Source organism: Marmoricola sp. URHA0025 HA25 (assembly GCF_054059435.1).
Genome location: NZ_JBSSCD010000001.1, coordinates 3,304,776 through 3,327,341, shown reverse-complemented (window position 1 = coordinate 3,327,341; position 22,566 = coordinate 3,304,776). Strand labels below are relative to the sequence as shown.

Below are 22,566 nucleotides of genomic sequence, written 5' to 3'. Positions count from 1 at the left end.
CACTGAACATTCAATTGTGCCGGAGGTGTCGAGTGCCGGACAGTTGCCCCACGAACTGACATCAGCAGCCGCTGACGCCGAGACCCGTACGCAGCCACGGAGGCCGTCATGACCGCAGAACTCACCAAGGATCGTTGGGACCCGGGAGTCCAGAGCTACGCCGGGATGGGCTACTACGCGCCCGACTACGAGCCCAAGGACACCGACGTGCTGGCGGTCTTCCGGGTCACTCCGCAGGACGGCGTGGATCCGATCGAGGCGGCAGCAGCGGTCGCGGGGGAGTCCAGCACGGCCACCTGGACCGTCGTCTGGACCGACCGTCTCACCGCCAACACCCACTACCAGGCGAAGTGCTACCGGGTCGACGACGTCCCCGGCAGGCCCGGCGAGTACTTCGCCTACATCGCCTACGACATCGACCTCTTCGAGGAGGCCTCCGTCGCGAACCTCACCTCGTCGATCATCGGCAACGTCTTCGGCTTCAAGCCGCTGAAGGCTCTTCGCCTCGAGGACATGCGGATCCCGGTGGCGTACGTGAAGACCTTCCAGGGTCCGCCGCACGGGATCGTGATGGAGCGGGAGTACCTCAACAAGTACGGCCGTCCGCTGCTCGGAGCGACGATCAAGCCGAAGCTCGGGCTCAGTGCCCGCAACTACGGGCGCGTCATCTACGAGGCCAACCGCGGCGGCCTGGACTTCACCAAGGACGACGAGAACATCAACAGCCAGCCGTTCATGCGGTGGCGCGACCGGTTCCTCTTCGGCATGGAGGGCGTGAACCGCGCCATGGCCGAGACCGGTGAGGTCAAGGGCCACTACCTCAACATCACCGCGGCCACGATGGAGGAGATGTACGAGCGGGCCGAGTTCGCCAAGGAGCTCGGCAGCGTCGTGGTCATGATCGACCTGACCATCGGCTACACGGCGATGCAGTCGATGTCGCACTGGGCACGCAGGAACGGCATGCTCCTGCACCTGCACCGCGCCGGCCACGGCACCTTCACGCGGCAGAAGACCCACGGCGTCAGCTTCCGGGTGCTCGCGAAGTGGTGCCGGCTCATCGGGGTCGACCACCTGCACGCAGGCACTGTCGTCGGGAAGCTCGAGGGAGACCCCGCGACCACCCGGGGCTTCTACGACACGCTCCGCGACGACCACATCCCGACCAACCACGCGAACGGCATCTTCTTCGACCAGGACTGGGCGAGCATGCCGGGCGTCATGCCGGTCGCCTCGGGCGGCATCCACGCCGGCCAGATGCACCAGCTCCTCGACCTGTTCGGCGACGACGTGGTGCTCCAGTTCGGGGGCGGCACGATCGGGCACCCCACTCGGAATCTCGGCAGGTGCCGAGGCCAACCGGGTGGCACTCGAAGCCGTCGTGAAGGCGCGCAACGAAGGCCGCGACCTCCTCCTCGAGGGCCCGGACGTCCTCCGCGCCGCCGCCGAGCACTGCCGCCCGCTCGAGGTCGCACTCGCGACCTGGGGCGACGTGACCTTCGACTACACCTCCACCGACGCGCCGGATGCCGTTCCGACGGCCAGCGCCTGACCCGGAAGGACACCCCATGTACGTGCGCTACGGAGCCTTCTCCTACCTTCCGCCGCTGACCGACGACGAGATCGCGGCCCAGGTCCGCTACGCCCTGCTCAAGGGCTGGCCGGTCTCGATCGAGCACAGCACCGACCCGCACCCGCGCAACGTCTACTGGGAGATGTGGGGCCTTCCGCTCTTCGACCTCGACGAGCCCGACGGGGTGATGGCGGAGATCAACGCCTGCCGGAGCACCTTCCCCGGCCACTACGTCCGTGTCCTCGCGTACGACGCCTCGCTGGGTCGGCAGACCACGGGAATGCAGTTCCTGGTGCAGCGACCCGAGGTCGAGCCGGAGCTGGTCCTCTCGCGCAGCGAGGGCAGCGACCGGACCCAGACCTACGGCGTCACCGTCCGGCACGCAGACGGGCGAGGGCCGAGTGATGGCGGCTGACGCGCCGGCCCGCTTCGGCTTCGAGCGGCCGGGTGCCGCCGCACCGCAGGGTCCGAGCGTCCACCCCCAGGAGGACACCTCGGTCGAGCTCCTCGGGGAGCACGACGAGCTCGACCTGCACGAGGCCGAGGTGGGTGGGCGGGTCGAGGAGACGCTCAGCGCTCTCGAGAACGAGCTCGTCGGGCTCGAGCCGGTGAAGACCAGGGTCCGCGAGATCGGTTCTCTGCTCCTCGTGGACCGCGCTCGGCAGCAGTTCGGGCTCGCGTCGTCGCGCCCGACGCTGCACATGAGCTTCACCGGGGGACCCGGGACGGGCAAGACGACGGTGGCCCTGCGGATGGCGCAGATGCTCCATGCGCTGGGCTACATCCGGTCACCGAAGGTGCACACGGTGACCCGCGACGACCTGGTCGGGCAGTTCATCGGCCACACCGCGCCGAAGACCAAGGAGGCGATCGCGCGGGCGGCCGGCGGCATCCTCTTCATCGACGAGGCGTACTACCTGTTCCGCCCGGAGAACGAAAGGGACTACGGGCAGGAGGTCATCGAGATCCTGTTGACCGAGATGGAGAGCGAGCGGACCAGCCTGGTGGTGATCTTCGCCGGATACGAGGACCGGATGGAGTCGTTCTTCTCGGCGAATCCGGGCCTGTCGTCGCGCGTCCCCCACCACATCGCGTTCGACGACTACACGCACGACGAGCTCGTCCGGATCGCCGATCTCATGGTCGCCAAGGAGAACTTCCGGTTCGACCACGAGGGACGTGCGGCGTTCTCGGAGTACCTGTCCCTGCGGATGCGGGAGCCACGCTTCTCCAACGCCCGCAGCGTCCGCAACGCGATCGAGCGCTGCCGGCTCCGCCAGGCGAAGCGGCTGGTCGAGCTCGACCACCCGCTGACGAGGGACGACCTGGTGACGCTCACGGCCGCGGACGTGCACGGGAGCTCGCTGTTCCAGGCGGGCGCCGACAGCCGCCGGGCCGACGACGAGGAGGACTGACATGCCCCGAGGACTGAAGACGCTCACCCGCTGGACGATCGAGGCGGAGCACCAGCACCCGGAGTCGACGGGGGACTTCTCCGGCCTGCTCAACGTGATCGCGACCGCGGTGAAGGTGATCGCCAACCAGGTCAACAAGGGCGCGCTCGTCGGCGCCCTCGGGTCGGCCGGTGTCGAGAACGTTCAGGGCGAGGTGCAGAAGAAGCTCGACGTCATCAGCAACGAGGTGATGATCAACGAGATCCAGTGGGCCGGGCACGTCGCTGCCATGGCGTCGGAGGAGCTCGAGGAGATCTACCCCGTGCCCGAGGAGTACCGGCGCGGCAAGTACCTCCTGGTCTTCGATCCGCTGGACGGCTCCAGCAACATCGACGTGAACATCTCGGTGGGCACGATCTTCTCCGTGCTCCGGATGCCGGAGACGGGCCGGCCCCCCACGACCGAGGACTTCCTGCAGCCCGGGACCGAGCAGGTGTGCGCCGGGTTCGCCGTCTACGGCCCCGCGACGATGCTCGTCATCACGGTCGGCGACGGTGTCGACGGCTTCACGCTTGATCGCGACATCGGCGCGTTCATCCTCACTCACCCCCAGATGACGATTCCGGAGACCACGTCGGAGTTCGCCATCAACGCGTCGAACGAACGGTTCTGGGAACCGCCGGTGCGGCGTTACGTGGCTGAGTGCCTCGAGGGTGCGACGGGACCTCGCGAGCGAGACTTCAACATGCGCTGGGTGGCGTCCGCGGTCGCCGAGACCTATCGGATCCTCGCCCGCGGCGGCGTGTTCCTCTATCCCGCCGACCAACGCGACCCGTCCCGGCCCGGCAAGCTCCGGCTGCTCTACGAGTGCAATCCCATCTCGTTCATCATCGAGCAGGCCGGCGGTGCAGCCTCCACCGGTCGTCGCCGGATCATGGAGGTCGAGCCGAGCCAGCTGCACCAGCGCGCGCCGCTCGCGTTCGGGTCCCTCGAGGAGGTCCGTCGCATCGAGGCGCTCCACGCGGAGTACGACCGTTCGGTCGCCGCCGGGCTCGACGAGAGCGGCAACGGCTTCGACACCTCCCTGTTCAACACCCGATCGCTGTTCCGCAGCGTGCTCTGAAGGGACCAGGACATGACTGCACTCCACCCCGTGATCGCGATCACCGGATCGTCGGGCGCCGGCACGAGCTCGGTGACCCGGACCTTCCAGCACATCTTCAGGCGCGAGGAGATCACACCGGCCCTCGTCGAGGGAGACTCCTTCCACCGTTACGACCGGACGGGCATGCGCGAGGCCATGGCCGCGGCCGAGGCGAAGGGGATGCACCACTTCTCGCACTTCGGGCCCGAGGCGAACCTCCTCGCCGAGCTGGAGGAGCTCTTCGGCACGTACGGCGAGACCGGGTCGGGCCAGGTCCGGCGCTACCTCCATGACGAGGAGGAGGCCGCGCCGTACGGACAGGAGCCGGGAACCTTCACGCCTTGGGAGTCAGTCCCTGCGGGCACCGACCTGCTCTTCTACGAGGGCCTGCACGGTGCGGCTGTCAGTGGCGACGTCGACGTGGCCAGGCACGCCGACCTCCTGGTGGGCGTCGTCCCCATCATCAACCTCGAGTGGATCCAGAAGGCGACTCGCGACCGGGAGAAGCGCGGCTACTCGCAGGAGGCCGTGATGGACACCGTCCTGCGGCGCATGCCGGACTACGTGCACCACATCTGCCCGCAGTTCTCCAGGACCTACGTGAACTTCCAGCGGGTGCCCACGGTGGACACCTCCAACCCGTTCATCGCGCGGTTCATCCCGTCGGCAGACGAGAGCTTCGTCGTGATCAGGTTCCGGGACCCCCGGGGAATCGACTTCCCCTACCTGCTCTCGATGCTGCACGACTCGTTCATGTCGCGGCCCAACATCATCGTGGTGCCCGGCGGGAAGATGGAGCTCGCCATGCAGCTGATCTTCACCCCGCTGATCCTGCGCCTGATGGAACGGCGCCAGCAGGCCGCACTGGCGAAGGTGGGATGACGTGAGGTACCAACCGGAGACCTCCGTCCTCCGAGCACTCGCGGTGGACGCGGTCGAGAATGCCCGCTCGGGGCACCCGGGCATGCCGATGGGCATGGCCGAGATCGCCGAGGTGCTGTGGAGACGCAACCTCAGGCACGACCCCGCAGCACCGGACTGGCCCGATCGCGACCGGTTCGTCCTGTCGAACGGGCACGGGTCGATGCTGCTCTACTCACTCCTCCACCTCACCGGCTACGACCTGCCGCTCGAGGAGCTGCAGCGATTCCGGCAACTCGGCTCGAAGACGCCGGGACACCCCGAGCGTGGGTTGACCCCCGGCGTCGAGACCACGACCGGTCCGCTGGGCCAAGGTCTCGCCAACGCGGTCGGCATGGCGCTCGCGGAGAGGTTGCTCGCCCTCGAGTTCAACCGGCCCGGACACAGCATCGTCGACCACCGGACCTTCGTCTTCGTGGGTGACGGCTGCTTGATGGAGGGCATCTCGCACGAGGCGTGCTCTCTCGCGGGGACCCTGGGTGGCACGGTCGGGCTGGGCAAGCTCGTCGTCTTCTACGACGACAACGGCATCTCCATCGACGGTGCCGTCGAGGGCTGGTTCACCGACGACACCCCGGCCCGGTTCGAGGCGTACGGCTGGCAGGTGATCACCGATGTCGACGGCCACGACTCGCAGGCCGTCGAGGTGGCGCTCAAGCAGGCGCTGGCGGACGACGAGCGCCCCAGCCTCATCTGCTGCCGAACGGTGATCGGAATGGGCTCGCCGGGAAAGGGTGGAAGCCATGACGTCCACGGTGCACCGCTGGGGCCCGACGAGGTTGCCGAGGTGCGCGCGACGATCGGCTGGCCGTACGGCCCGTTCGAGGTTCCGGAGCCGGTTCGTGAAGCGTGGGATGCCCGCGCACAGGGCGAACGACTGCACAGCGACTGGGCCGCGCGGTTCGAGCGGTACCGGTCGGCGTACCCGGAGCAGGCAGCGGAGTTCGAACGCAGGACGGCGGGCGAGCTGCCCGTCGACTGGCACGACCGGGTCTCCTCGACGCTCGAGGAGACCCGGACCTTCCAGTCACCTCCGACGGCTACCCGGCGTGCGTCGCAGCTGGCCCTCGAACAGCTCGCGCCGGCGTTGCCCGAGCTCTTCGGGGGCTCGGCCGACCTGACCGGCTCGAACCTCACCAACTGGTCGGGCAGCTCGGCACTCTCGGCAGCGGGCGGGAACTACCTGTCGTACGGCGTCCGGGAGTTCGGCATGACGGCCCTGATGAACGGCCTTGCGCTCCACGGCGGGCTCATCCCGTACGGCGGCACGTTCCTGATGTTCTCCGAGTACGCACGCAACGCGATCCGGATGGCCGCCCTGATGCAGCTGCGCTCGATCTTCGTCTTCACCCACGACTCGATCGGGGTCGGCGAGGACGGGCCGACGCACCAACCCGTCGAGCAGACGGCGACGCTCAGGCTGATGCCCGGTCTGGATGTGTGGCGTCCGTGCGACCAGGCCGAGACCGTGCAGGCGTGGGCTCGTGCCATCGAGCGTCAGGACGGTCCGACGGCGTTGATCCTCTCGCGGCAGAACCTGCCCGAACACTCGCGCACTGCGGACCAGGCAGCTGACATCAGCCGCGGCGGGTACGTCCTGCGCGAGGTGTCCGAGCCCGCTGCCGTGATCGTCGGCACCGGCTCTGAAGTGGCACTGGCGATGGCCGCGGCGCAGACCCTGTCCCTGGACGACATCCCGGTCCGCGTCGTGTCGATGCCGTGTGTGGAGCTCTTCGACCGGCAACCGGCCGAGTACCGGGACCAGGTCCTGCCTCCCGGGATTCCACGGGTCGTCGTCGAAGCGGGTGCAACCCGCGGCTGGTACTACCACTCAGCGGGCGGTCCGGTCATCGGGATCGACAGCTTCGGTGAGTCAGGACCCGCGGCCGACCTGTTCGAGCACTTCTCCCTCACCGTCGACGCCGTGGCCTCCGCCGTCCGCGGGGTCGCTGGGCCCGGGCACTGAGGAGTCGGTGCGGTCGCGTCCGCTCGGGCGGGCGCACCGCGGCCTGGTTCACCTTGCCGGGACGGGCCCTGCGAGCGCTGCCGTGACGGCCTCGCAGTCCTCGGCGAGCGCCTTGTGGGCTGCGTGTTCACCTTCTGTGGCCCAGGCGCGGGTCGCCCGGTCGACGAGAGCGCGTCCGAATGCGAACGTGCTCGGGCGATCCCACCCCAGGCGGAAGCCTTCGGTGACGATCGCCGTCAGGTCGGCACATGCCTCGTCACGTGGCATGCCTGTCGACATGAACAGCACCCCGGGTGCTCCCGGGGGCAAGCACGTGGCAAGGACGCGCATCGTGGATCGACCCACGTCACCCGGGTCGGTCTGCTGAGGATGCATCACGCCGGCGCGGACCATGTTCATCCGCACCAGGACGGCCGTCGGATCGACGTCACGCTCCTCGAGTGCGCGGTACAGGTCGATCAGGGCGTTTCCCGTGACGGCCGTCGCGACGTTGAGGCTGTGGCTGCGCTGGTTGGGCATGGCGATGTCGAGCACCGGAACCAACCCGGCGGCATGGCTGATCGCAGCGCACGCGGCGAGGTAGTCGCTGTCGGCGTACGCCTTCGCGGTCCCCGTCAGCGGGTCGAGGTCGGCGCGCCACTTCAGGAACGCGACACCGAGGTCTCCGATGCCCTGGAGAGCGGCGCGCATCTCCTGACCCTTCATGGCAGCCGTGGTCACGTCGCCGTACGGGTAGAGGCTGCTTGCGGTCCCGAGCCGCACACCGATGATGGGATCGCCGGGGCCGCGATCGGGCAGGCCGAAGCGGAGGCCGTCCGCGTCGATCACGGCAGCGGAGATCCAGCGGCCCAGATGGGGAGCCTCGAGCACCATGGCGCGATGCCGGCTCCGAAGCACCGGGTCCGCGCCGTCCAAACCCAGGGCGCGCGCGAGGCGGTCGGGGTGCTCGTCCGGGGCGATCATCCCCTTGCCGGGAGTGAGGAGACGGTCGACGGTGTCCCGCATCGCCCGTGTCGCCCGGCTCATCAGGCGACCCGTGCACGTGCGACGACGACTCGTCCTTGCACGCCGTCCCAGAACGCATCCGCGCGCGATGCCGCGCGGCGGGCGATCCTTCCCTGCAGCCCGCGTCGCGGAAGATGAGGATGCGGTCGAGTCGGAGCCCGAAGCTCGGCCTGTGCGAGCCGATCGGCGATCCGGGCAGCGTGGTCCTCGGGCAGGACGGCCTCCAGGCGCGCGATGGCTGACCCTTCAGCGGCCAGGAGAGCCTCCAGGCATTCCGCCACGTCGCGACGGATGCCCGCCCAGGGGATCCTGACGAACTGGGCTGAGCCGCGTCGCCGGGCGTGCATGGTCCTGAGCGCCAGCTGCAGGCGGTGGCAGGCGCCGCTCAGCTCACGCCATTCGGTGTCGGCGACCTCGCGCTTCGCACTGGCCACGAGCACGGACTCCAACGCCATGACGTGCTTGCACGTCGCAGCGAGGAACAGGTCGACGCACGCCCCGCTCTCGCCGATGCTCGAGGTTCGCGGTGGCGCGCTGACCTCTCGAAGCCTGCTGCGGAGCTGGTTGGCCGCGGCCGCCGCTCCGGCGGTCAGAGATGTGGGCATGAGGACCTCCGAAACGAGTCGGTCCCCCCAGCGTGCGAGCACCCGGCCGGACGAACCACCTCCCCAGGGGTGAGCGCCGGGGTGATTCCTCCACGAACCCCACACGGGGACAGGCACCGTCTTCTCACCCACGCGACCAATCCGGTGGGGGAGGCGGCTGCCTCCTGGGCGCCTTAGCGTCGCCGGTGTGCCGGCCAGGAGGGGATGTCGAGATGCCCGCTGATCCCCTGTCTCCTGCCGTTCGTGGCGTCGGCGAGCACCCGCCAGAGCAGCCATCGGAGGCGCTCGAGGCCGTCATCTTCGACGTCGACGGGACCTTGGTGGACTCCGAGCGGATGGGACACCGGGTGGCGTTCAACGAGGCATTTGCCTGCCTCGGCCTGCCGGACCGGTGGACGGTCGAGCAGTACGGCGAGCTGCTCAAGATCACGGGCGGACGCCGGCGGATCGCGACCTACTTCCTCCAGCGCGGACTCGACCCGGTCCAGTCCGTGGCGCTCGCCGACGAGCTGCACACGATCAAGACCGCACTGGTCACCGAGATGGCACGCAACGGATCCATTCCTCTGCGTCCCGGGGTACGCCGCCTGGTCGGCTCCCTGCAACGACATGGCGTCCGCATGTTCGTGGCGACGACCGGACAGCCGCACTGGGTGGAGCCTCTTCTGGAGCTCCACTTCGGAAGATCCACCTTCGAACGCGTGCTGACAGGTGCCGACGTACGGGCCCTGAAGCCGGATCCGGAGGTCTACCGGGCCGTCGTGCAGGGCGCCAGGCTCGCACCATCGAAGGTCGTGGCCGTCGAGGACTCCGGGAACGGCCTGCGCGCCGCCCATGGCGCCGGCATTCCCTGCCTGGTGGTCGCCAACGAGTACACCGGCTCGGACGTCGCAGACGCCGAGCTCGTGGTCAGTGGTTTCGGTCCCCACGCCACACCGCTCTACGGGGGTTCCGGGCCCCTTCCGCACGGGCTGGTGACCCTGGAGACGATCGCCTCCGTGGCCGGGCGCGTTCCACCCGGTGCCGGCGGAAGAACTGGAAGCCCCTGGCTCAGCCGGTTCGATCGACTCCGTCGACGTCGATGACGAGACCGGGCGACGCCACCGTCCAGGGCCGCCTGATCGACCGCTACGCCGCGCTCGTCTGCGACCTCGACGGCGTCGTCTACCGCGGGCGCCGTGCCGTCACCGGGGCTGTGGAGACGCTCGGATCAGTCATGGGAGAGGGCGTTCACGTCGCCTTCGCGACCAACAACGCCTCACGCGCGCCCACCGAGGTGATGTCCCACCTCGAGCAGCTCGGCGTCGCTCCACCAGCGCGATCGCCCACGTCACTGATGGTGGTGGTGACGAGCGCGCAGGCCGCTGCGCAGATTGTTCGCCGCCGCCTCGAGCCCGGGTCCGCCGTGCTGGCCGTGGGTGGCCCAGGAGTGGCCGAGGCGCTACGAGCCGCCGGGCTCGAACCGTTCTCGTGCGCAGACGCGAAGCGATTCCCCCGGGCACGTGCCGTGGTCCAGGGAGCCGGGTCGGACGTGAGCTGGCGTGACCTGGCAGAGGCCGCCTATCGCATCCAGCAAGGAGCCCTGTGGGTCGTCACCAACGGCGACAGGACGATTCCGACCGCTCGTGGGCTTGCGCCGGGCAACGGCGCGCTGGCCGAGGCAGTCCGGGCTGCGGTCGGCGTCGACGCGGTCTTCGCGGGCAAGCCGGCACCGGGCCTGTACGAGCATGCCTTGTCCCGGCTCGGGGTCGTCCGTCAGGACGCGCTTGTCGTGGGCGATCGGCTCGACACCGACGTCGCTGGCGCCGTCGCGGCCGGGATGGACTCGTTGATGGTGCTCGGAGGTGCCCATGGCCTGGTCGACGCGGTGCATTGCGATCCGGCGACGAGACCGACCTACCTCGGGGTCGACCTGCGTGCACTGCTGATCGACCACGAACGCTCGAGCGACGAACCGATGGAGCCGTTGCTCGTCGAGCGAGGCATGGTGGCGGGTCCGGTCCTGGACCCGGACCGGCCCACTCAGGCACTCGATCAGATCGTCCGAGCTGCCTGGAAGACGCTCGACGACGGTGGCGAGCTGCCGCGGCACGCCGAAGCGTGGCGGCTGCTCGAGGACGAGATCCGCGGAGCGTGGTGCGGCTGGTGGGACCTCCGGTAGTCGTCCGGCGACGGCAGGTGTCGCTCTGTTCGCCGGGGTGACGCCCGTCACACCCGCACACCACCCTCGTGGGTGAGGTGCCCGCGCGGCGCGACCCCAAGGATCACCCATCAGTCGCACCATCCGTCGAACGGCGCGCACCCGCGCCAGCGAGGAGATCAACCATGATCAGACGAGTGAGTCTGGCCACCATCGTGGCCATCGGAGCAGTGTGGGTGCTCGCCACGTTCGTGCTCGGCCTGTGGGGAAAGACAGCAGCAGCGGACCGGCTCACCGGTGACCTCCAGCCCGCGTTCAGCAATGCGGGAGTCCACCAGGCAAGCCGCGACGCCGCCACCGTCGACGCCTTCACGGCGGAGCTGCAGAAGACGACCATCCCCTTCCTCGCCGAGCAGCTCCACGCGAAGCCGCAGGACGTCACCAGCCTGCTGGCCTCGAGGTACCCGGCGGTCGGCAAGGTTCTCGGCACCAAGGACAACGACGGCGCCACCTATGCGGACGGCCGTACGTACCTGCAGCACGCCTCGGGCTATCTGGACGACGTGACGGCTGCCGTGAAGGCGAACCAGGACAACTTCCGCAAGGCGAGTGACATCCCGGCGTCGTTCCTTCCGACGAAGGCCGTCGCCTGGCTGTTCCTGGTCCTCGGCCTGGCCGCGCTGGCTCTCGGAGGCGCGGCGATCGCCCGACCGGCCCTGGTCCCCAGGATCGCTGCAGGTACGGCGGCGCTCGGCATCGTCGTCATCGCGGTCACGTTCGCGCTCGGGGTGCCTGCCAAGACCGGAGCGCTCGACGACCTCACCGCTGACTTCCGACCCGTGTTCACGACCCAGGGTCCGTCGAGCATCGTCGAGGGTCAGCGCTACCTCGCGGCCGTTCGGGCGGCCGACGCCGAGCTCGAGACGAAGGTCGTTCCGGCCCTCCCGACACTCCTCAAGACGACGCCGGACGCCGTGGCGACGGCCCTGCAGGCCAAGTCCCCGGTGGTTGCCGCGGCACTGCTCAAGAAGGACGCCGGCCACGCCGACGTGTCGGTGCTCGGCGGGATCGTGGACCGGTTCGACGCGCTGGCCGGAACGGTCGACGCGAACATCGCCGACTTCAGGTCGACCGATCGAATCCCCGGTCTGGGTTGGCCGGCTCGTTCGGTCGAAGGGCTTCTCGTCATCCCCGCTCTCGTGCTGCTCGTCTGCGCCGGGGGCCTGGCCGCCCAGGGCGTCGTCCTTCGCAGGTCGACGGCGAAGCGCCTGCTCAGCGAGGTCAGTGGCTGACCAACCACGTGAGGGGACTTCGAGAGGGCGTGCCGTCGGCGTTCGATGCCGACGGCGCGCCTACCCTCGGAACCGTGAGGGCACTGGTGATCGGCGATCTCGAGGTCACCCGGCTCGCGTGCACCATGCTGGCGCACCGTGGGGTGGAGGTCGTTCACCTCCTCAGGCCCTCCGATGGTGAGCTCCGCGAGCAGCTGGGCCCGGACATCGACGCCGTCGCGGTCCTCGTCCGAGGGGACGTGACTGCCCTGCGATACGTGCTGCTGGTGGAGCAGATCAGGCCTGGCGTTCGCCTGGTCGCCACCATCTTCGACAAGACCCTGGCCGACAAGGTCGGCACCGTCGTCCCGAACTGCTCGGTCAGCTCACCGGCCGATGTCGCCGTACCCTCCATCATCGGAGCCTGCCTGGCGGACGGCACGCTGACGGTCGACCTCTCAGGAGATCGCCCGCGACGACTCGTGCGCGAGACGGGGGGCGACCTGCGCTACCTGCCCTTCCCCTCCAACGGCCGCCGTTGGTCACGACGACTGCGAGACTCGGTCGGTCAGTTCGGAGCCACGACGACGCCACCCGGGTCCTGCTGCTCGCCCTGACCGGGCTGTCCGTGGTTCTCGTGACCGACTGGCTGCTGACGGCTGTCGCTCTGCACAGGAGCCCTGCAGAGGCCCTCTACGCCGCCACTCGTGTGGTCACGACGGTCGGACCAGGTGACGCAGACCTGCACGGCCGGACGTGGTACCTCGTGCTGGCCAGCCTCTTCATGCTCCTCACGATCGTGATCACCGCTGTGTTCACAGCGGGTGTCGTCGACAGGGTCAGGTCCGATCGGACGCTCACCTTGATCGGTCGCCGGGTACCGCCACGGCGCAATCACGTGGTGGTGGTCGGGCTGGGACAGGTCGGGGTCCGCCTTGCCATCGCGCTGCGGAAGCTGGGCATCCCGTGCATCGTCGTGGAACGGGATGCACAAGCCCCGAACTTGCGCCTTGCTCGTGGCGCCGGCGTTCCGGTCTTCATCGGTCAGGGCCAGGACGTCGAGGTGCTGCGCCGAGTCGGCCTGAACCGGGCACGTGCGGTTGCTGCCGTGGGATCGTTCGACCTGGACAACATCGAAGTCGCCATCGCGGCGTCGGCCGTCGCGCCCCGGGTCCCGATCGCGTTACGCGCAGGAGAGAACGAGGTGATCGCGGAGACGCGATCCCTGTTCCGGATCGGTGAGGTCAGGGACGTGTCCGGCCTGACGGCCGCAGCCGTTGTCGAGACGTTGGTCCGGACCGAACCGCACGCAGTGTTCGTCGACCGAGCACGCCTGATCGTCTTCGACGGCAAGGAGGAGTCTCACGTGCCGTCGGTCGCTCGGTGCGATTGCGGGTGAAGCGCGGGTCCATCGTCACAGCGCTGGGTGCCGCCTGAGGGCGTCCTGTTCGCGATGCACTAAACGTGCACTATGATGCACTGATGGACACCACCACCGCTTCGCTGGCGGCGGCGATCGGCGCCCGGGTCAAGCGCGAGAGGCGAGCGCGGCTGTGGACACTGGATCAGCTTGCTGAGGCTGCTGCCGTGAGCCGTCGAGCGCTGGCCAACGTCGAACAGGGTGCCGCCAACCCGAGTGTGGGCACCCTGCTGCGCATCAGCGACGCGCTGGGGATCGGTCTGCCGGCACTCGTCGAACCGCCAGCGCCGGGCCCCGTGAAGGTGACCCGGGCGGGCGAGGGCGCGGTGTTGTGGACCGGCACAGCAGGTGGCCGCGGGGTGCTGGTGGCGGGCACCGATTCTCCGGACGTCGTCGAGTTCTGGGACTGGACGCTGGAACCGGGTGAACGGCACGAGAGCGGAGGGCACTCGGTCGGCACCAGGGAGCTGATCCAGGTCCAGCAGGGCGCGGTGTCGATCACCGTCGGCGACGACGACTTCGTGCTCGAGACCGGTGACGCGCTTGCATTGCCCGGCGACGTCACACACTCGTACGCGAACGGCCGGAAGAAGCGTGCGCGGTTCGCCCTGGCGGTGTTCGAGCCAGGGGTCGGCACGAGGTCGGAGGGGCACGATGCCTGAGCTCGACCTGCGAGCGGTCCTCGAGCGCGCGAGCATCGACCGGGCCGTGTTCGCGCTCCGCCCGGACTACCGCGCCCTCCTGGTGGCGGTCGACGGCCTCGATGCGGCCGCACCGGGCGACAGCACGAGCGACGTGCTGCTCGAACAGGCGGAGGCCGCCGCCCGCAACGCCTTGCGTCAAGGACCGGTGGAGGAGATCGGACATGTCGCTGCCTGGCGCGACGCCTACCGAGCCTTCGGCGCCAAGCCGCAGCGGACCCGCAACAGCCTCGAAGCTCTGTTGCGTCGCGCTGAGTCCGGGCTCTCGCGGGTCAACCGGCTCACCGACATCTACAACGCGGTCTCGATCCTCCACAAGGTCCCGCTCGGTGGTGAGGACCTGGCGGCGTACGAGGGGCCACCGCACCTCATCCGTGCCACGGGTCGCGAGCCTTTCGACACCATGGGAGACGGCGTCGAGATCGTCGAGCATCCCGAGCCCGGCGAGGTGGTCTGGTGCGACGACGCGGGAGTCACCTGCCGCCGCTGGAACTGGCGCCAAGGGCGACGCACGCGACTGTCCGACGCGACCACAGCCGCGCTGTTCATCATCGATGCTCTGGCCCCGCTCACCGATGAGCAGCTGCTGGCAGCAGCGGCCGATCTTGTCTCCCACCTGCGCTCGATCGCACCAGACCTGCGCTCCGCGCAACGCCTCTTCTGTGCGCCCCCAGATGTCGACGACAGGGACTGAGGCGATCCCGTCACGTGGCGATTGTTCCCCTGGCTCGATGTCCACCTCGGCGGAGCACCGGTCGCACCTCGAGCGCTCTCCGTCCCCCATCCGAGAGGGGTGGTCAGGGCTTCAAGAGGTCGATCTCGAAGCTGTAGCGGCTGGCCGCGTAGACATGCGTTCCATATTCGACAGGCGCGCCGCTGTCGTCGTAGGTGATCCGCTGCATGGTGAGCAACGAGCTGCTACGGGGCTCGGCGAGCAGCCGGGCCTCGTCCGCGGTCGCGTTGCGTGCACCGATGGTCTGCGTAGCCGAGTGCAGCTGGATCCCGCGTTCGCGCAGCAGGTCGTAGAGTCCGCGTTCCTCGAGCTGGACGATGTCGAGGTCGCCAACATGCGGCGGGAGGTAGTTGGTCATCTTGGCGATGGGCATGCCGTTCGCACGGCGCAGCCGGACCACCCTGGTGGCCCGGTCCCCGAACTCGATGCGAAGAAGAGCGGCGACGTCCTCGGGTGCGGTCACTTGTTCGAGGTCGAGCACCTCCGTGGTGGGCGAGCGACCGGTTCTGGCCAGATCGTCGTGCAGGCTGCTCAGCTCGAGGGGCCGTCGGACCTTGGGTTGGACCACGCGCGTGCCGATGCCACGGCGACGCACGATGAGTCCCTTGTCAACCAGGTGCTGCATGGCCCTCCGGATCGTCGGCCGCGAGAGTCCCATCTCGTCGGCCAGCGCAATCTCGTTGCCGAGCAGGCTCCCGTTCGGGATCTCCCCGGACTCGATGGAGCGCTCGAGGTGCTGGCCGACCTGGTAGTACAGCGGCACCGGACTCGTGCGATCGACCGAGAACCGCCGCACCGGGGACAACACGTCCTTCCGCTTCGGCGACATGGCCCGAGTATGTCAGAACAAACCCACGGCAGGCTGTTTGCAGGTCGGACTGAGCACAGCCGAACTGGCACGTGCTAGGCGCGAGGTCCGCGGTGTCGGACAGAATGTTAGGACAAAGTCTTGACATCTACTGGCTCGTGCTAGTTCCATGGGTGTCGTGACAGCCGTCACATCCGGAGACTCGGAGCTCCGGCACCATCTCGTTCGTCCGCAGATCACAAGCTCAACCCCGCGGACGCCGAAGAAAGGTTCAGACAAGGTGTCTATGTCCTTCCACAAGTCGCGCCGCTTGCTGGTGCTGGCTGCGGTTGCAACCATGTCGCTGGGTGTCCTCTCCGCTTGCAGCAACTCGTCGGCCTCTCCGGGCAAGGGCGGCTCGAGCGCTCTCAAGGACGGCTTCGGGGACCGTGCAAAGAGCCGGAACGTCGAGTTCATCACCTACTACGACCCGTCCCAGGACGCGTTCTGGAACCAGATCAAGCAGGGCGCCGAGGACGCGGCGAAGCTGTCGCACTTCACCCTCAAGGAGGAGACTGCGGCGGGCGATGTCGGCAAGATGACCGACCTGATCAACGCGGCGGCAGCAAGCAAGCCGGCGGCGCTGGTGATCTCGTTCAACGACCCCGCGTGGGAGAACGCCGCGTGCGAGGCATCCAAGGCCGGGATTGCGGTGTTCGCCTACAACGTGCCGCCGTCGGGCCCGGCGAAGGACTGCATCAAGGCTTTCGTCGGCCAGGACTTCTTCCAGGTCGGCACCTACGTCGGTCAGAAGCTGCTCGAGTCGGTGGACCTCTCCGCCGGCGACAAGGTGCTCTGCCCGGCCGAGGAGCCTTCCCAGCAGTACGCCATCCAGCGTGGTGGCGGAGTCGAGTCGGTGCTGAAGTCCAAGGGTGTCAAGTGCACCTACCTCCGTACCTCTGGTGAGGATGCGCCCGCGCTGGACAAGATGCAGGCGTGGCTCACGGCGAACAAGGACGTCAAGGCGATCGTGCCGTTGGGCGGCACGCCGCACCGCAACGCGGTCCAGGCCGAGGACGCCGCGGGCGTGAAGGTTCCGATCGTCGGTTTCGACACCTCCCCGCAGGTCATCGACGGGATCAAGTCCGGCCGCATTCTCGCGACCGCCGACCAGCAGGGCTACGTGCAGGGCTTCCAGCCGGTGCTCGAGGCCGGGCTCTTCCTCGACTTCGGCCTGTCACCGTCCACCATCAACTCCGGCGGCAACTCGCTGATCGACAAGTCGAACGTCTCCAACCTTGAGGACAAGGCCCTCCAGGGCGTCCGCTGGTAGCAGCCGTGACCGGTCCCGGTCGCCATCGCGACCGGGCCCGGCCCACCATCCGACCCGCCTCCTGTCGTACGGGCCCAGACGAAGCGAGAAGCCATGACGATCAGCACTCCCGAGGGAACCGGTAGAGCAACTGCCACCGACGTCCCTCTCGCGCTCGAGGAGCAGTCGCCCACCCGGCGCCGCCTGGCCGACAGCCAGCCGACGACGCCGATGGAGCGGTTCAAGGACAACCTCTACTACCTGCGGGGCCGCGGAGCCCTGGAGATCAGCGGCGTCTACGTGCTGATCCTCGTCGGTTTCGCCCTTGCCGCTGCGGCGAACCCGACCGGCTTCCCGTTCCTCAACTCCAACAATCTCTCCGGCGTTCTCTCCCAGAACATCCCGGTCCTGGCCATCCTGGCCATCGGTGCCGGTGTGCTCATGATCGCCGGTGAGTTCGACCTTTCGATCGGCGCCACGATCGGGCTGTGCGGCGTCGTCTTCATCCGCACCGCGAACAGCACGAGCTGGCCGGTTGCCTTTCTGGCCACGTTGGCCGTCGGTGTCTCCGTGATGCTGGTCAACGGCCTGATCGTCGTGACGACCAAGATCCCCTCGTTCATCGCGACCCTCGGGATGTCGTTCTTCTGGACCGGCGTGAGCATCTATGTCAACGGCAGCACCCCGGCCACGTTCTTCCCCGGTGTGCGCACCAAGACAATGGTCGACCTGATGGCCGGCGACTATGGCTACTTCCGGTCCCAGCTCATCTGGTTGATCGTCCTCGGCGTGGCGGCCTGGTTCATGCTGCATCGTCATCGTGCCGGGAACAAGGTCTTCGCAGTGGGTGGCAACCCTGCGGCGGCTGCGGCGGTCTCGATCAAGCCCACCGTCGTGCGTCTCCAGTCCTTCGCATTCCTCGGGCTCATGGTCGGCATCGCGTCATCTCTCTACGTCGCCCGCACCTCGGGCATGCAGCCGGGCACCACCGATTCCTACACGCTCCTGGCGATCGCGGCTGCTGTGGTCGGCGGCTGCTCGCTGACCGGCGGACGCGGGTCGGTCACCGGCATGGTCGTCGGCGCCGCCCTGATCCTGACCATCGAGAACGGCCTCGTGCTCGGCAACGCACCCGGGTTCTACGTCCAGCTCTTCCTCGGCCTCGCGATCGTCGTCGCCGCGGTCTTCAACAAGTTCATGGAAGGAAAGGCGACATGACCGCCCTCACCCCGGAGACGGCCGGCTGGACGTCCTCCATGGCCCCACCACTTGTCCGCCTCGAAGGCGTCACCAAGAACTACGGTCCGAACACCGTGCTCAAGGACGTCTCCTTCGACATCGGCGCGGGCGAGGTCGTCGGACTGCTCGGCGACAACGGCGCCGGGAAGTCCACGCTCGTCAAGATCATGTCCGGCGTCGTCTCGATGACCGCTGGGAAGTACTCCTGGGAGGGCGAGGAGATCACCCGCGTCACTCGACCCGAGACCGAGCGCCTTGGCGTCGAGACGATCTTCCAGGACTCGGCACTGATCCCGACCATGTCGATCACGCGCAACATCTTTGCCGGTCGTGAGCTCACCAACCGGTGGGGCTTCATGAGGATCCGGGAGATGGACGCGATCACCACGGAGATCCTCGACAGCGTGGTGAGCATCGAGGGAATCAAGAGCGCCAAGCAGCTGGTGGGCTCGCTGTCCGGTGGCCAGGCGCAGGCGGTCGCGATCGCTCGCGCCGTGCACTTCAAGCGCTCGCTGCTGATCCTCGACGAGCCGACCAGTGCGCTCGCGGTCCGTGCCACCGAGGCGTTGCTGAACTATCTCGTCGCGCTGAAGAACGAGGGCGTGAGCTCGGTGCTGGTGACTCACAACCTGCACCACGCCTTCAAGGTGTGCGACCGACACATCGTGATGAACCACGGCAAGAAGATCCTCGAGGTCCGGCGTGAGGACACCAGCGTCGAGGAGCTCACGGCCGCGGTCGTGGAAGGCATGGAAGGCGTGAACCGATACCGGGAGGGGCGCGCACTCGCCTGAGAGCGCCCCACGTGACTCGATCGGTGGTCCGGCCGGGCCGCGAGCGAACGCCTGCCCCTAACCAGGAACGACGCAGAAAGAAGAGGACTCTTGAGAACCATCGACCACTGGATCGCCGGCAAGCCGACGACTGGTAACAGCGCCAGGACGGCGCCCGTCTACAACCCGGCCACCGGTGCCCAGCAGGCCGAGGTCAGGCTGGCTTCCACGGAGGACGTGGACGTGGCCATCGCTGCAGCCGCGGACGCATTCCCGGGATGGATGCAGACCTCGGTGAGCAAGCGCACGAGCGTGCTGTTCGCGTTCCGTGAGCTGGTCAACGCGCACGCTTCGGAGCTGGCGGAGCTGATCACCGACGAGCACGGGAAGGTGCTCTCCGATGCGCTGGGGGAGGTGCAGCGTGGCCTGGAGGTCGTCGAGTTCGCCTGTGGGATCCCGTCGCTCTTGAAGGGTGACTACTCCGACCAGGTGTCCACCGGCGTCGACACCTACTCGTTTCGGGAGCCCCTCGGCGTGGTCGCGGGGATCACCCCGTTCAACTTCCCGGCAATGGTTCCGATGTGGATGTTCCCGATCGCGATCGCGTGCGGGAACACGTTCATCCTCAAGCCCAGTGAGCGTGACCCGTCCGCGTCGCTGCTGATCGCCGAGCTGTGGCAGCGCGCCGGCCTGCCGGACGGCGTCTTCAACGTCGTGCAGGGCGACAAGGTCGCGGTCGACGCACTGCTCGACTCACCGGATGTGGCGGCGGTGTCCTTCGTCGGCTCGACGCCGATCGCGAGGTACATCCACGAGCGGGGCACCGCGAGCGGGAAGCGGGTCCAGGCCCTCGGTGGTGCGAAGAACCACGCGATCGTGCTTCCGGATGCGGACATCGACTTCGCGGCCGACCATCTCGCCGCCGCTGCGTTCGGCTCGGCGGGGGAGCGCTGCATGGCGATCTCCGCCGCGATCGCCGTCGGCGGCGCGGCGGACGCCGTGGTGGCGGCGGTCAACGACCGTGCCCTTGCCGTGAAGGTGGGTCCCGGCCGCGAGGCCGGGGTCGAGATGGGACCGGTCGTGACCCGGGCGGCCCAGGACCGGATCCAGTCCCTGATCGGGACGGGTGCAGACCAGGGTGCCGAGATCACCGTCGACGGCCGCGGGTACGTCGTACCCGGACACGAGGCCGGCTTCTTCGTGGGCCCGACGGTGATCGACCAGGTCACCACCGAGATGGACGTCTACCGCGAGGAGATCTTCGGGCCGGTGCTCTCGGTCGTGCGCTGCGACGACGTCGACGAGGCCATCGCCCTGATCAACGCCAACCCCTACGGCAACGGCACCGCGATCTTCACCTCCTCGGGCGAGGCCGCGCGCCGGTTCCAGCGCGGCGTTCAGGTCGGGATGATCGGCATCAACGTGCCGGTCCCGGTGCCGATGGCCTTCTACTCCTTCGGCGGCTGGAAGGACTCGCTGTTCGGCGACAAGCACGTGCACGGACCCGAGGGCGTCTCCTTCTACACCCGCGCCAAGGTCGTCACCGCCCGCTGGCCACGCCGCGAGCTCGCCAGCGACGCCAGCTTCCACTTCCCCACCTCGAGCTAGAAGGCACGCGCATGAACGACCTCAGCAAGCTCCGTCTCGGCACGGCTCCCGACTCCTGGGGTGTCTGGTTCGCCATCGACCCGCACCAGGTCACCTGGGAGACCTACCTCGACGAGATCGCCCGCGTCGGCTACGTCTACACCGAGCTCGGCCCGCAGGGCTTCCTGCCGCAAGACCCCGAGCAGCTCAAGGACGAGCTCGCCCGCCGGGGCCTGACCGTGTGCGGTGGCACTGTCTTCGCTGCCCTCCATCAGGGACGCGAGGCGCTGGACAAGGCGATCACGGACTTCAGCCGTGAGGCGAAGCTCCTCGCAGCGGTCGGCGCCGAGTACCTGGTGCACCTGCCGGAGCAGTACACCGACATGCGCACCGGCGAGGCGACCGCAACCGACGACATCGACCCCGAGCAGTGGAAGAACCTGGTGACCGGCACCGACCAGCTCGCCAGGGTCATCTACGAGGATTACGGCGTCAAGCTCGTCTTCCACCCGCACGTGGACACCCACGTCGACACTCAGCAACGTATCGAGCGGTTCCTCAGCGACACCGATCCTGACCTCGTCAACCTCTGCCTCGACACCGGTCACATCGCCTACTGCGAGGGCGACAACATCGAGATCGTCGAGCGGTTCCCCGAGCGGATCACCTACGTCCACCTCAAGTCCGTCGACCCGGTCGTCCGCGCGCGAGCCCTCGCCGAGAACATGTCGCTCTCAGACGCAGTCAAGCTCGGGGTGATGTGCGAGCCGCCGTACGGCGAGCCGGACATGCCGCCACTGCTCGACCGGCTCAGCCGACTCGACCGCGAGCTCTTCACCGTCATCGAGCAGGACCTCTACCCGGTCGAGCCGGACGTCCCCCTGCCGATCGGCGCACGGACGGCCGGCTACTACGTCGGCTGCGGGCTCGGCCCCGTCCGGCGTTGGCCCTACTGACCGTCCCCACCATCCAGAGAGAAGAACAGCCATGACCCTCAAGGTCGGAGTCGTCGGAACCGGCATGATCGGCCAGGACCACATCCGGAGGATCACCCATGTCCTCGCCGGTGCCGAGGTCGTCGCCGTCAGCGACGCCAATACCGACGTCGCTCACGAGGTCGCCGCCGGTCTGAAGAACGCGACCGTCCACGACACGGGGCAGGGTCTGATCGACGACCCGAACGTCGACGCGGTCATCGTCACGTCGTCCGGCCCGACCCACGTCGAGTACGTGCTGGCCAGCATCGCGGCAGGAAAGCCGGTGTTCTGCGAGAAGCCGCTGGCCACCACGACTGAGGACTGCCGCCGGATCATCGAGGCCGAGGTCGTCCACGGCAGCCGGCTCGTGCAGGTCGGCTTCATGCGGCGTTACGACGCGGCGTACCGGGCCCTCAAGAGCACCATCGACTCAGGTGCCGTCGGCGCGCCCCTCATGTACTACTCCGGTCACCGCAACCCGGCCGTGCCGGAGAGCTACACCAAGGACATGGCGATCGTCGACACCGCGGTACACGACTTCGACGTCACCCGCTGGCTGCTCGATGAGGAGTTTGCTGCCATCCGGGTGATCGCCGCCAAGCCCAACAGCCACGGCGGCGAGCTCCTGGACCCGCTGCTGATGATCCTCGAGACCGAATCCGGGGTCCTGGTCAACGTCGAGACCTCGGTGAACATCCGCTACGGCTACGACATCCGCGGTGAGGTCGTCGGTGAGGACGGCACCGCTGCCCTGGCCGATCGCGGCCCGGTGGTGCTGCGCCGCGCCGACCGCGTCGGCGTTGCGGTACCCGCTGACTGGCGCGAGCGGTTCATCGACGCCTACGACGTCGAGATCCGGGAGTGGATCAACGCTGTCGCAGACGGGCAGGGAGTCACTGGCCCCAGCGCGTGGGACGGCTTTGCCGCACAGGTCGTCTGCGACGCGGGCGTCGAAGCACTCCACACCGGTGAACGCGTCGAGATCGCGCTGGGCGACAAGCCCGCCCTCTACGCCTGA

22 protein-coding genes are annotated in these 22,566 nt (G+C 68.3%); 19 read left to right on the top strand and 3 right to left on the bottom strand.

All coding sequences use genetic code 11. The features are described 5' to 3' along the window. Positions 1 to 108 precede the first annotated feature (108 nt). From ACVW00_RS16420 to tkt, 6 genes are read left to right on the top strand one after another with little or no spacing between them, the layout of a single operon-like run. The gene (locus ACVW00_RS16420) at positions 109 to 1,611 is read left to right on the top strand and encodes a ribulose-bisphosphate carboxylase large subunit (RefSeq protein WP_457111967.1); all 1,503 of its coding nucleotides are present in this window, start codon (positions 109 to 111) and stop codon (positions 1,609 to 1,611) included. Next, positions 1,569 to 1,988 carry a ribulose bisphosphate carboxylase small subunit gene (locus tag ACVW00_RS16415; protein WP_457111966.1) on the top strand — a complete coding sequence of 140 codons (420 nt, stop codon included), beginning with the start codon at positions 1,569 to 1,571 and terminating at the stop codon, positions 1,986 to 1,988. Before ACVW00_RS16420 ends, ACVW00_RS16415 begins: the two co-directional genes overlap by 43 nt. After that, the gene (locus ACVW00_RS16410) at positions 1,978 to 2,988 is read left to right on the top strand and encodes an AAA family ATPase (protein WP_457111965.1); all 1,011 of its coding nucleotides are present in this window, start codon (positions 1,978 to 1,980) and stop codon (positions 2,986 to 2,988) included. Before ACVW00_RS16415 ends, ACVW00_RS16410 begins: the two co-directional genes overlap by 11 nt. 1 nt (position 2,989) lies before the next feature. Then, positions 2,990 to 4,090: a class 1 fructose-bisphosphatase gene (locus ACVW00_RS16405; RefSeq protein WP_457111964.1), complete on the top strand. Its 1,101-nt coding sequence runs from the start codon at positions 2,990 to 2,992 to the stop codon at positions 4,088 to 4,090. A 12-nt stretch (positions 4,091 to 4,102) separates the two neighbouring features. Beyond that, the gene (locus ACVW00_RS16400) at positions 4,103 to 4,993 is read left to right on the top strand and encodes a phosphoribulokinase (RefSeq protein ID WP_457111963.1); all 891 of its coding nucleotides are present in this window, start codon (positions 4,103 to 4,105) and stop codon (positions 4,991 to 4,993) included. 1 nt (position 4,994) lies between these two features. After that, positions 4,995 to 6,998, top strand: coding sequence for a transketolase (tkt, locus tag ACVW00_RS16395; protein ID WP_457111962.1), 2,004 nt, complete (start codon positions 4,995 to 4,997; stop codon positions 6,996 to 6,998). 48 nt (positions 6,999 to 7,046) lie between these two features. On the opposite strand, the gene ACVW00_RS16390 is transcribed toward tkt, so the two are convergent. Next, the gene (locus tag ACVW00_RS16390; protein ID WP_457111961.1) at positions 7,047 to 8,024 is read right to left on the bottom strand and encodes a class I fructose-bisphosphate aldolase; all 978 of its coding nucleotides are present in this window, start codon (positions 8,022 to 8,024) and stop codon (positions 7,047 to 7,049) included. Continuing rightward, the gene (locus ACVW00_RS16385; RefSeq protein WP_457111960.1) at positions 8,024 to 8,608 is read right to left on the bottom strand and encodes a hypothetical protein; all 585 of its coding nucleotides are present in this window, start codon (positions 8,606 to 8,608) and stop codon (positions 8,024 to 8,026) included. Before ACVW00_RS16385 ends, ACVW00_RS16390 begins: the two co-directional genes overlap by 1 nt. A gap of 212 nt (positions 8,609 to 8,820) precedes the next feature. Between ACVW00_RS16385 and ACVW00_RS16380 the strand changes: the two genes are divergently transcribed. The 7 genes from ACVW00_RS16380 (at position 8,821) to ACVW00_RS16350 (ending at position 14,834) form a co-directional block, all read left to right on the top strand. After that, complete coding sequence (locus ACVW00_RS16380; protein ID WP_457111959.1) at positions 8,821 to 9,693, top strand: HAD-IA family hydrolase; 873 nt, start codon at positions 8,821 to 8,823, stop codon at positions 9,691 to 9,693. After that, positions 9,690 to 10,769, top strand: coding sequence for an HAD-IIA family hydrolase (locus ACVW00_RS16375; protein ID WP_457111958.1), 1,080 nt, complete (start codon positions 9,690 to 9,692; stop codon positions 10,767 to 10,769). The genes ACVW00_RS16380 and ACVW00_RS16375 overlap by 4 nt, the downstream gene beginning before the upstream one ends. Positions 10,770 to 10,933: 164 nt before the next feature. Beyond that, the gene (locus ACVW00_RS16370) at positions 10,934 to 12,040 is read left to right on the top strand and encodes a hypothetical protein (protein WP_457111957.1); all 1,107 of its coding nucleotides are present in this window, start codon (positions 10,934 to 10,936) and stop codon (positions 12,038 to 12,040) included. 74 nt (positions 12,041 to 12,114) lie between these two features. Next, complete coding sequence (locus ACVW00_RS16365) at positions 12,115 to 12,636, top strand: hypothetical protein (protein WP_457111956.1); 522 nt, start codon at positions 12,115 to 12,117, stop codon at positions 12,634 to 12,636. A 20-nt stretch (positions 12,637 to 12,656) separates the two neighbouring features. After that, the gene (locus ACVW00_RS16360; RefSeq protein WP_457111955.1) at positions 12,657 to 13,418 is read left to right on the top strand and encodes an NAD-binding protein; all 762 of its coding nucleotides are present in this window, start codon (positions 12,657 to 12,659) and stop codon (positions 13,416 to 13,418) included. 83 nt (positions 13,419 to 13,501) lie between these two features. Then, positions 13,502 to 14,101 (top strand): helix-turn-helix domain-containing protein, encoded by a 600-nt coding sequence (locus ACVW00_RS16355; RefSeq protein ID WP_457111954.1) that lies wholly within the window; start codon positions 13,502 to 13,504, stop codon positions 14,099 to 14,101. Beyond that, positions 14,094 to 14,834: a B3/B4 domain-containing protein gene (locus ACVW00_RS16350; protein ID WP_457111953.1), complete on the top strand. Its 741-nt coding sequence runs from the start codon at positions 14,094 to 14,096 to the stop codon at positions 14,832 to 14,834. Before ACVW00_RS16355 ends, ACVW00_RS16350 begins: the two co-directional genes overlap by 8 nt. A 103-nt stretch (positions 14,835 to 14,937) precedes the next feature. Here ACVW00_RS16350 and ACVW00_RS16345 read toward each other — a convergent pair whose 3' ends face one another. After that, the gene (locus ACVW00_RS16345) at positions 14,938 to 15,702 is read right to left on the bottom strand and encodes a GntR family transcriptional regulator (RefSeq protein ID WP_457111952.1); all 765 of its coding nucleotides are present in this window, start codon (positions 15,700 to 15,702) and stop codon (positions 14,938 to 14,940) included. Between the two features lie 265 nt (positions 15,703 to 15,967). Here ACVW00_RS16345 and ACVW00_RS16340 point away from each other — a divergent pair, with 265 nt between their 5' ends. The 6 genes from ACVW00_RS16340 (at position 15,968) to ACVW00_RS16315 (ending at position 22,566) form a co-directional block, all read left to right on the top strand. Beyond that, entirely contained in the window at positions 15,968 to 16,993 is a 1,026-nt protein-coding gene (locus tag ACVW00_RS16340; protein WP_457113129.1) for a substrate-binding domain-containing protein, read from the top strand. 93 nt (positions 16,994 to 17,086) lie between these two features. Beyond that, entirely contained in the window at positions 17,087 to 18,190 is a 1,104-nt protein-coding gene (locus ACVW00_RS16335; RefSeq protein WP_457111951.1) for an ABC transporter permease, read from the top strand. Next, positions 18,187 to 19,005: an ATP-binding cassette domain-containing protein gene (locus ACVW00_RS16330; RefSeq protein ID WP_457111950.1), complete on the top strand. Its 819-nt coding sequence runs from the start codon at positions 18,187 to 18,189 to the stop codon at positions 19,003 to 19,005. Before ACVW00_RS16335 ends, ACVW00_RS16330 begins: the two co-directional genes overlap by 4 nt. Positions 19,006 to 19,095: 90 nt before the next feature. Further along, positions 19,096 to 20,592, top strand: coding sequence for a CoA-acylating methylmalonate-semialdehyde dehydrogenase (locus ACVW00_RS16325; RefSeq protein WP_457111949.1), 1,497 nt, complete (start codon positions 19,096 to 19,098; stop codon positions 20,590 to 20,592). An 11-nt stretch (positions 20,593 to 20,603) separates the two neighbouring features. Beyond that, positions 20,604 to 21,527: a TIM barrel protein gene (locus ACVW00_RS16320; protein WP_457111948.1), complete on the top strand. Its 924-nt coding sequence runs from the start codon at positions 20,604 to 20,606 to the stop codon at positions 21,525 to 21,527. A 31-nt stretch (positions 21,528 to 21,558) separates the two neighbouring features. Continuing rightward, the gene (locus ACVW00_RS16315) at positions 21,559 to 22,566 is read left to right on the top strand and encodes a Gfo/Idh/MocA family oxidoreductase (protein WP_457111947.1); all 1,008 of its coding nucleotides are present in this window, start codon (positions 21,559 to 21,561) and stop codon (positions 22,564 to 22,566) included.

Coding starts and splice junctions, on each gene's coding strand:
- ACVW00_RS16380 (WP_457111959.1), top strand. CDS start 8,821: ATGCCCGCTGATCCCCTGTCTCCTGCCGTTCGTGGCGTCGGCGAGCAC.
- ACVW00_RS16405 (WP_457111964.1), top strand. CDS start 2,990: ATGCCCCGAGGACTGAAGACGCTCACCCGCTGGACGATCGAGGCGGAG.
- ACVW00_RS16315 (WP_457111947.1), top strand. CDS start 21,559: ATGACCCTCAAGGTCGGAGTCGTCGGAACCGGCATGATCGGCCAGGAC.
- ACVW00_RS16330 (WP_457111950.1), top strand. CDS start 18,187: ATGACCGCCCTCACCCCGGAGACGGCCGGCTGGACGTCCTCCATGGCC.
- ACVW00_RS16390 (WP_457111961.1), bottom strand. CDS start 8,024: ATGAGCCGGGCGACACGGGCGATGCGGGACACCGTCGACCGTCTCCTC.
- ACVW00_RS16355 (WP_457111954.1), top strand. CDS start 13,502: ATGGACACCACCACCGCTTCGCTGGCGGCGGCGATCGGCGCCCGGGTC.
- ACVW00_RS16350 (WP_457111953.1), top strand. CDS start 14,094: ATGCCTGAGCTCGACCTGCGAGCGGTCCTCGAGCGCGCGAGCATCGAC.
- ACVW00_RS16400 (WP_457111963.1), top strand. CDS start 4,103: ATGACTGCACTCCACCCCGTGATCGCGATCACCGGATCGTCGGGCGCC.
- ACVW00_RS16415 (WP_457111966.1), top strand. CDS start 1,569: ATGTACGTGCGCTACGGAGCCTTCTCCTACCTTCCGCCGCTGACCGAC.
- ACVW00_RS16320 (WP_457111948.1), top strand. CDS start 20,604: ATGAACGACCTCAGCAAGCTCCGTCTCGGCACGGCTCCCGACTCCTGG.
- ACVW00_RS16385 (WP_457111960.1), bottom strand. CDS start 8,608: ATGCCCACATCTCTGACCGCCGGAGCGGCGGCCGCGGCCAACCAGCTC.
- ACVW00_RS16370 (WP_457111957.1), top strand. CDS start 10,934: ATGATCAGACGAGTGAGTCTGGCCACCATCGTGGCCATCGGAGCAGTG.
- ACVW00_RS16335 (WP_457111951.1), top strand. CDS start 17,087: ATGACGATCAGCACTCCCGAGGGAACCGGTAGAGCAACTGCCACCGAC.
- ACVW00_RS16345 (WP_457111952.1), bottom strand. CDS start 15,702: ATGTCGCCGAAGCGGAAGGACGTGTTGTCCCCGGTGCGGCGGTTCTCG.
- ACVW00_RS16340 (WP_457113129.1), top strand. CDS start 15,968: ATGTCCTTCCACAAGTCGCGCCGCTTGCTGGTGCTGGCTGCGGTTGCA.
- ACVW00_RS16420 (WP_457111967.1), top strand. CDS start 109: ATGACCGCAGAACTCACCAAGGATCGTTGGGACCCGGGAGTCCAGAGC.
- ACVW00_RS16410 (WP_457111965.1), top strand. CDS start 1,978: ATGGCGGCTGACGCGCCGGCCCGCTTCGGCTTCGAGCGGCCGGGTGCC.
- ACVW00_RS16375 (WP_457111958.1), top strand. CDS start 9,690: ATGACGAGACCGGGCGACGCCACCGTCCAGGGCCGCCTGATCGACCGC.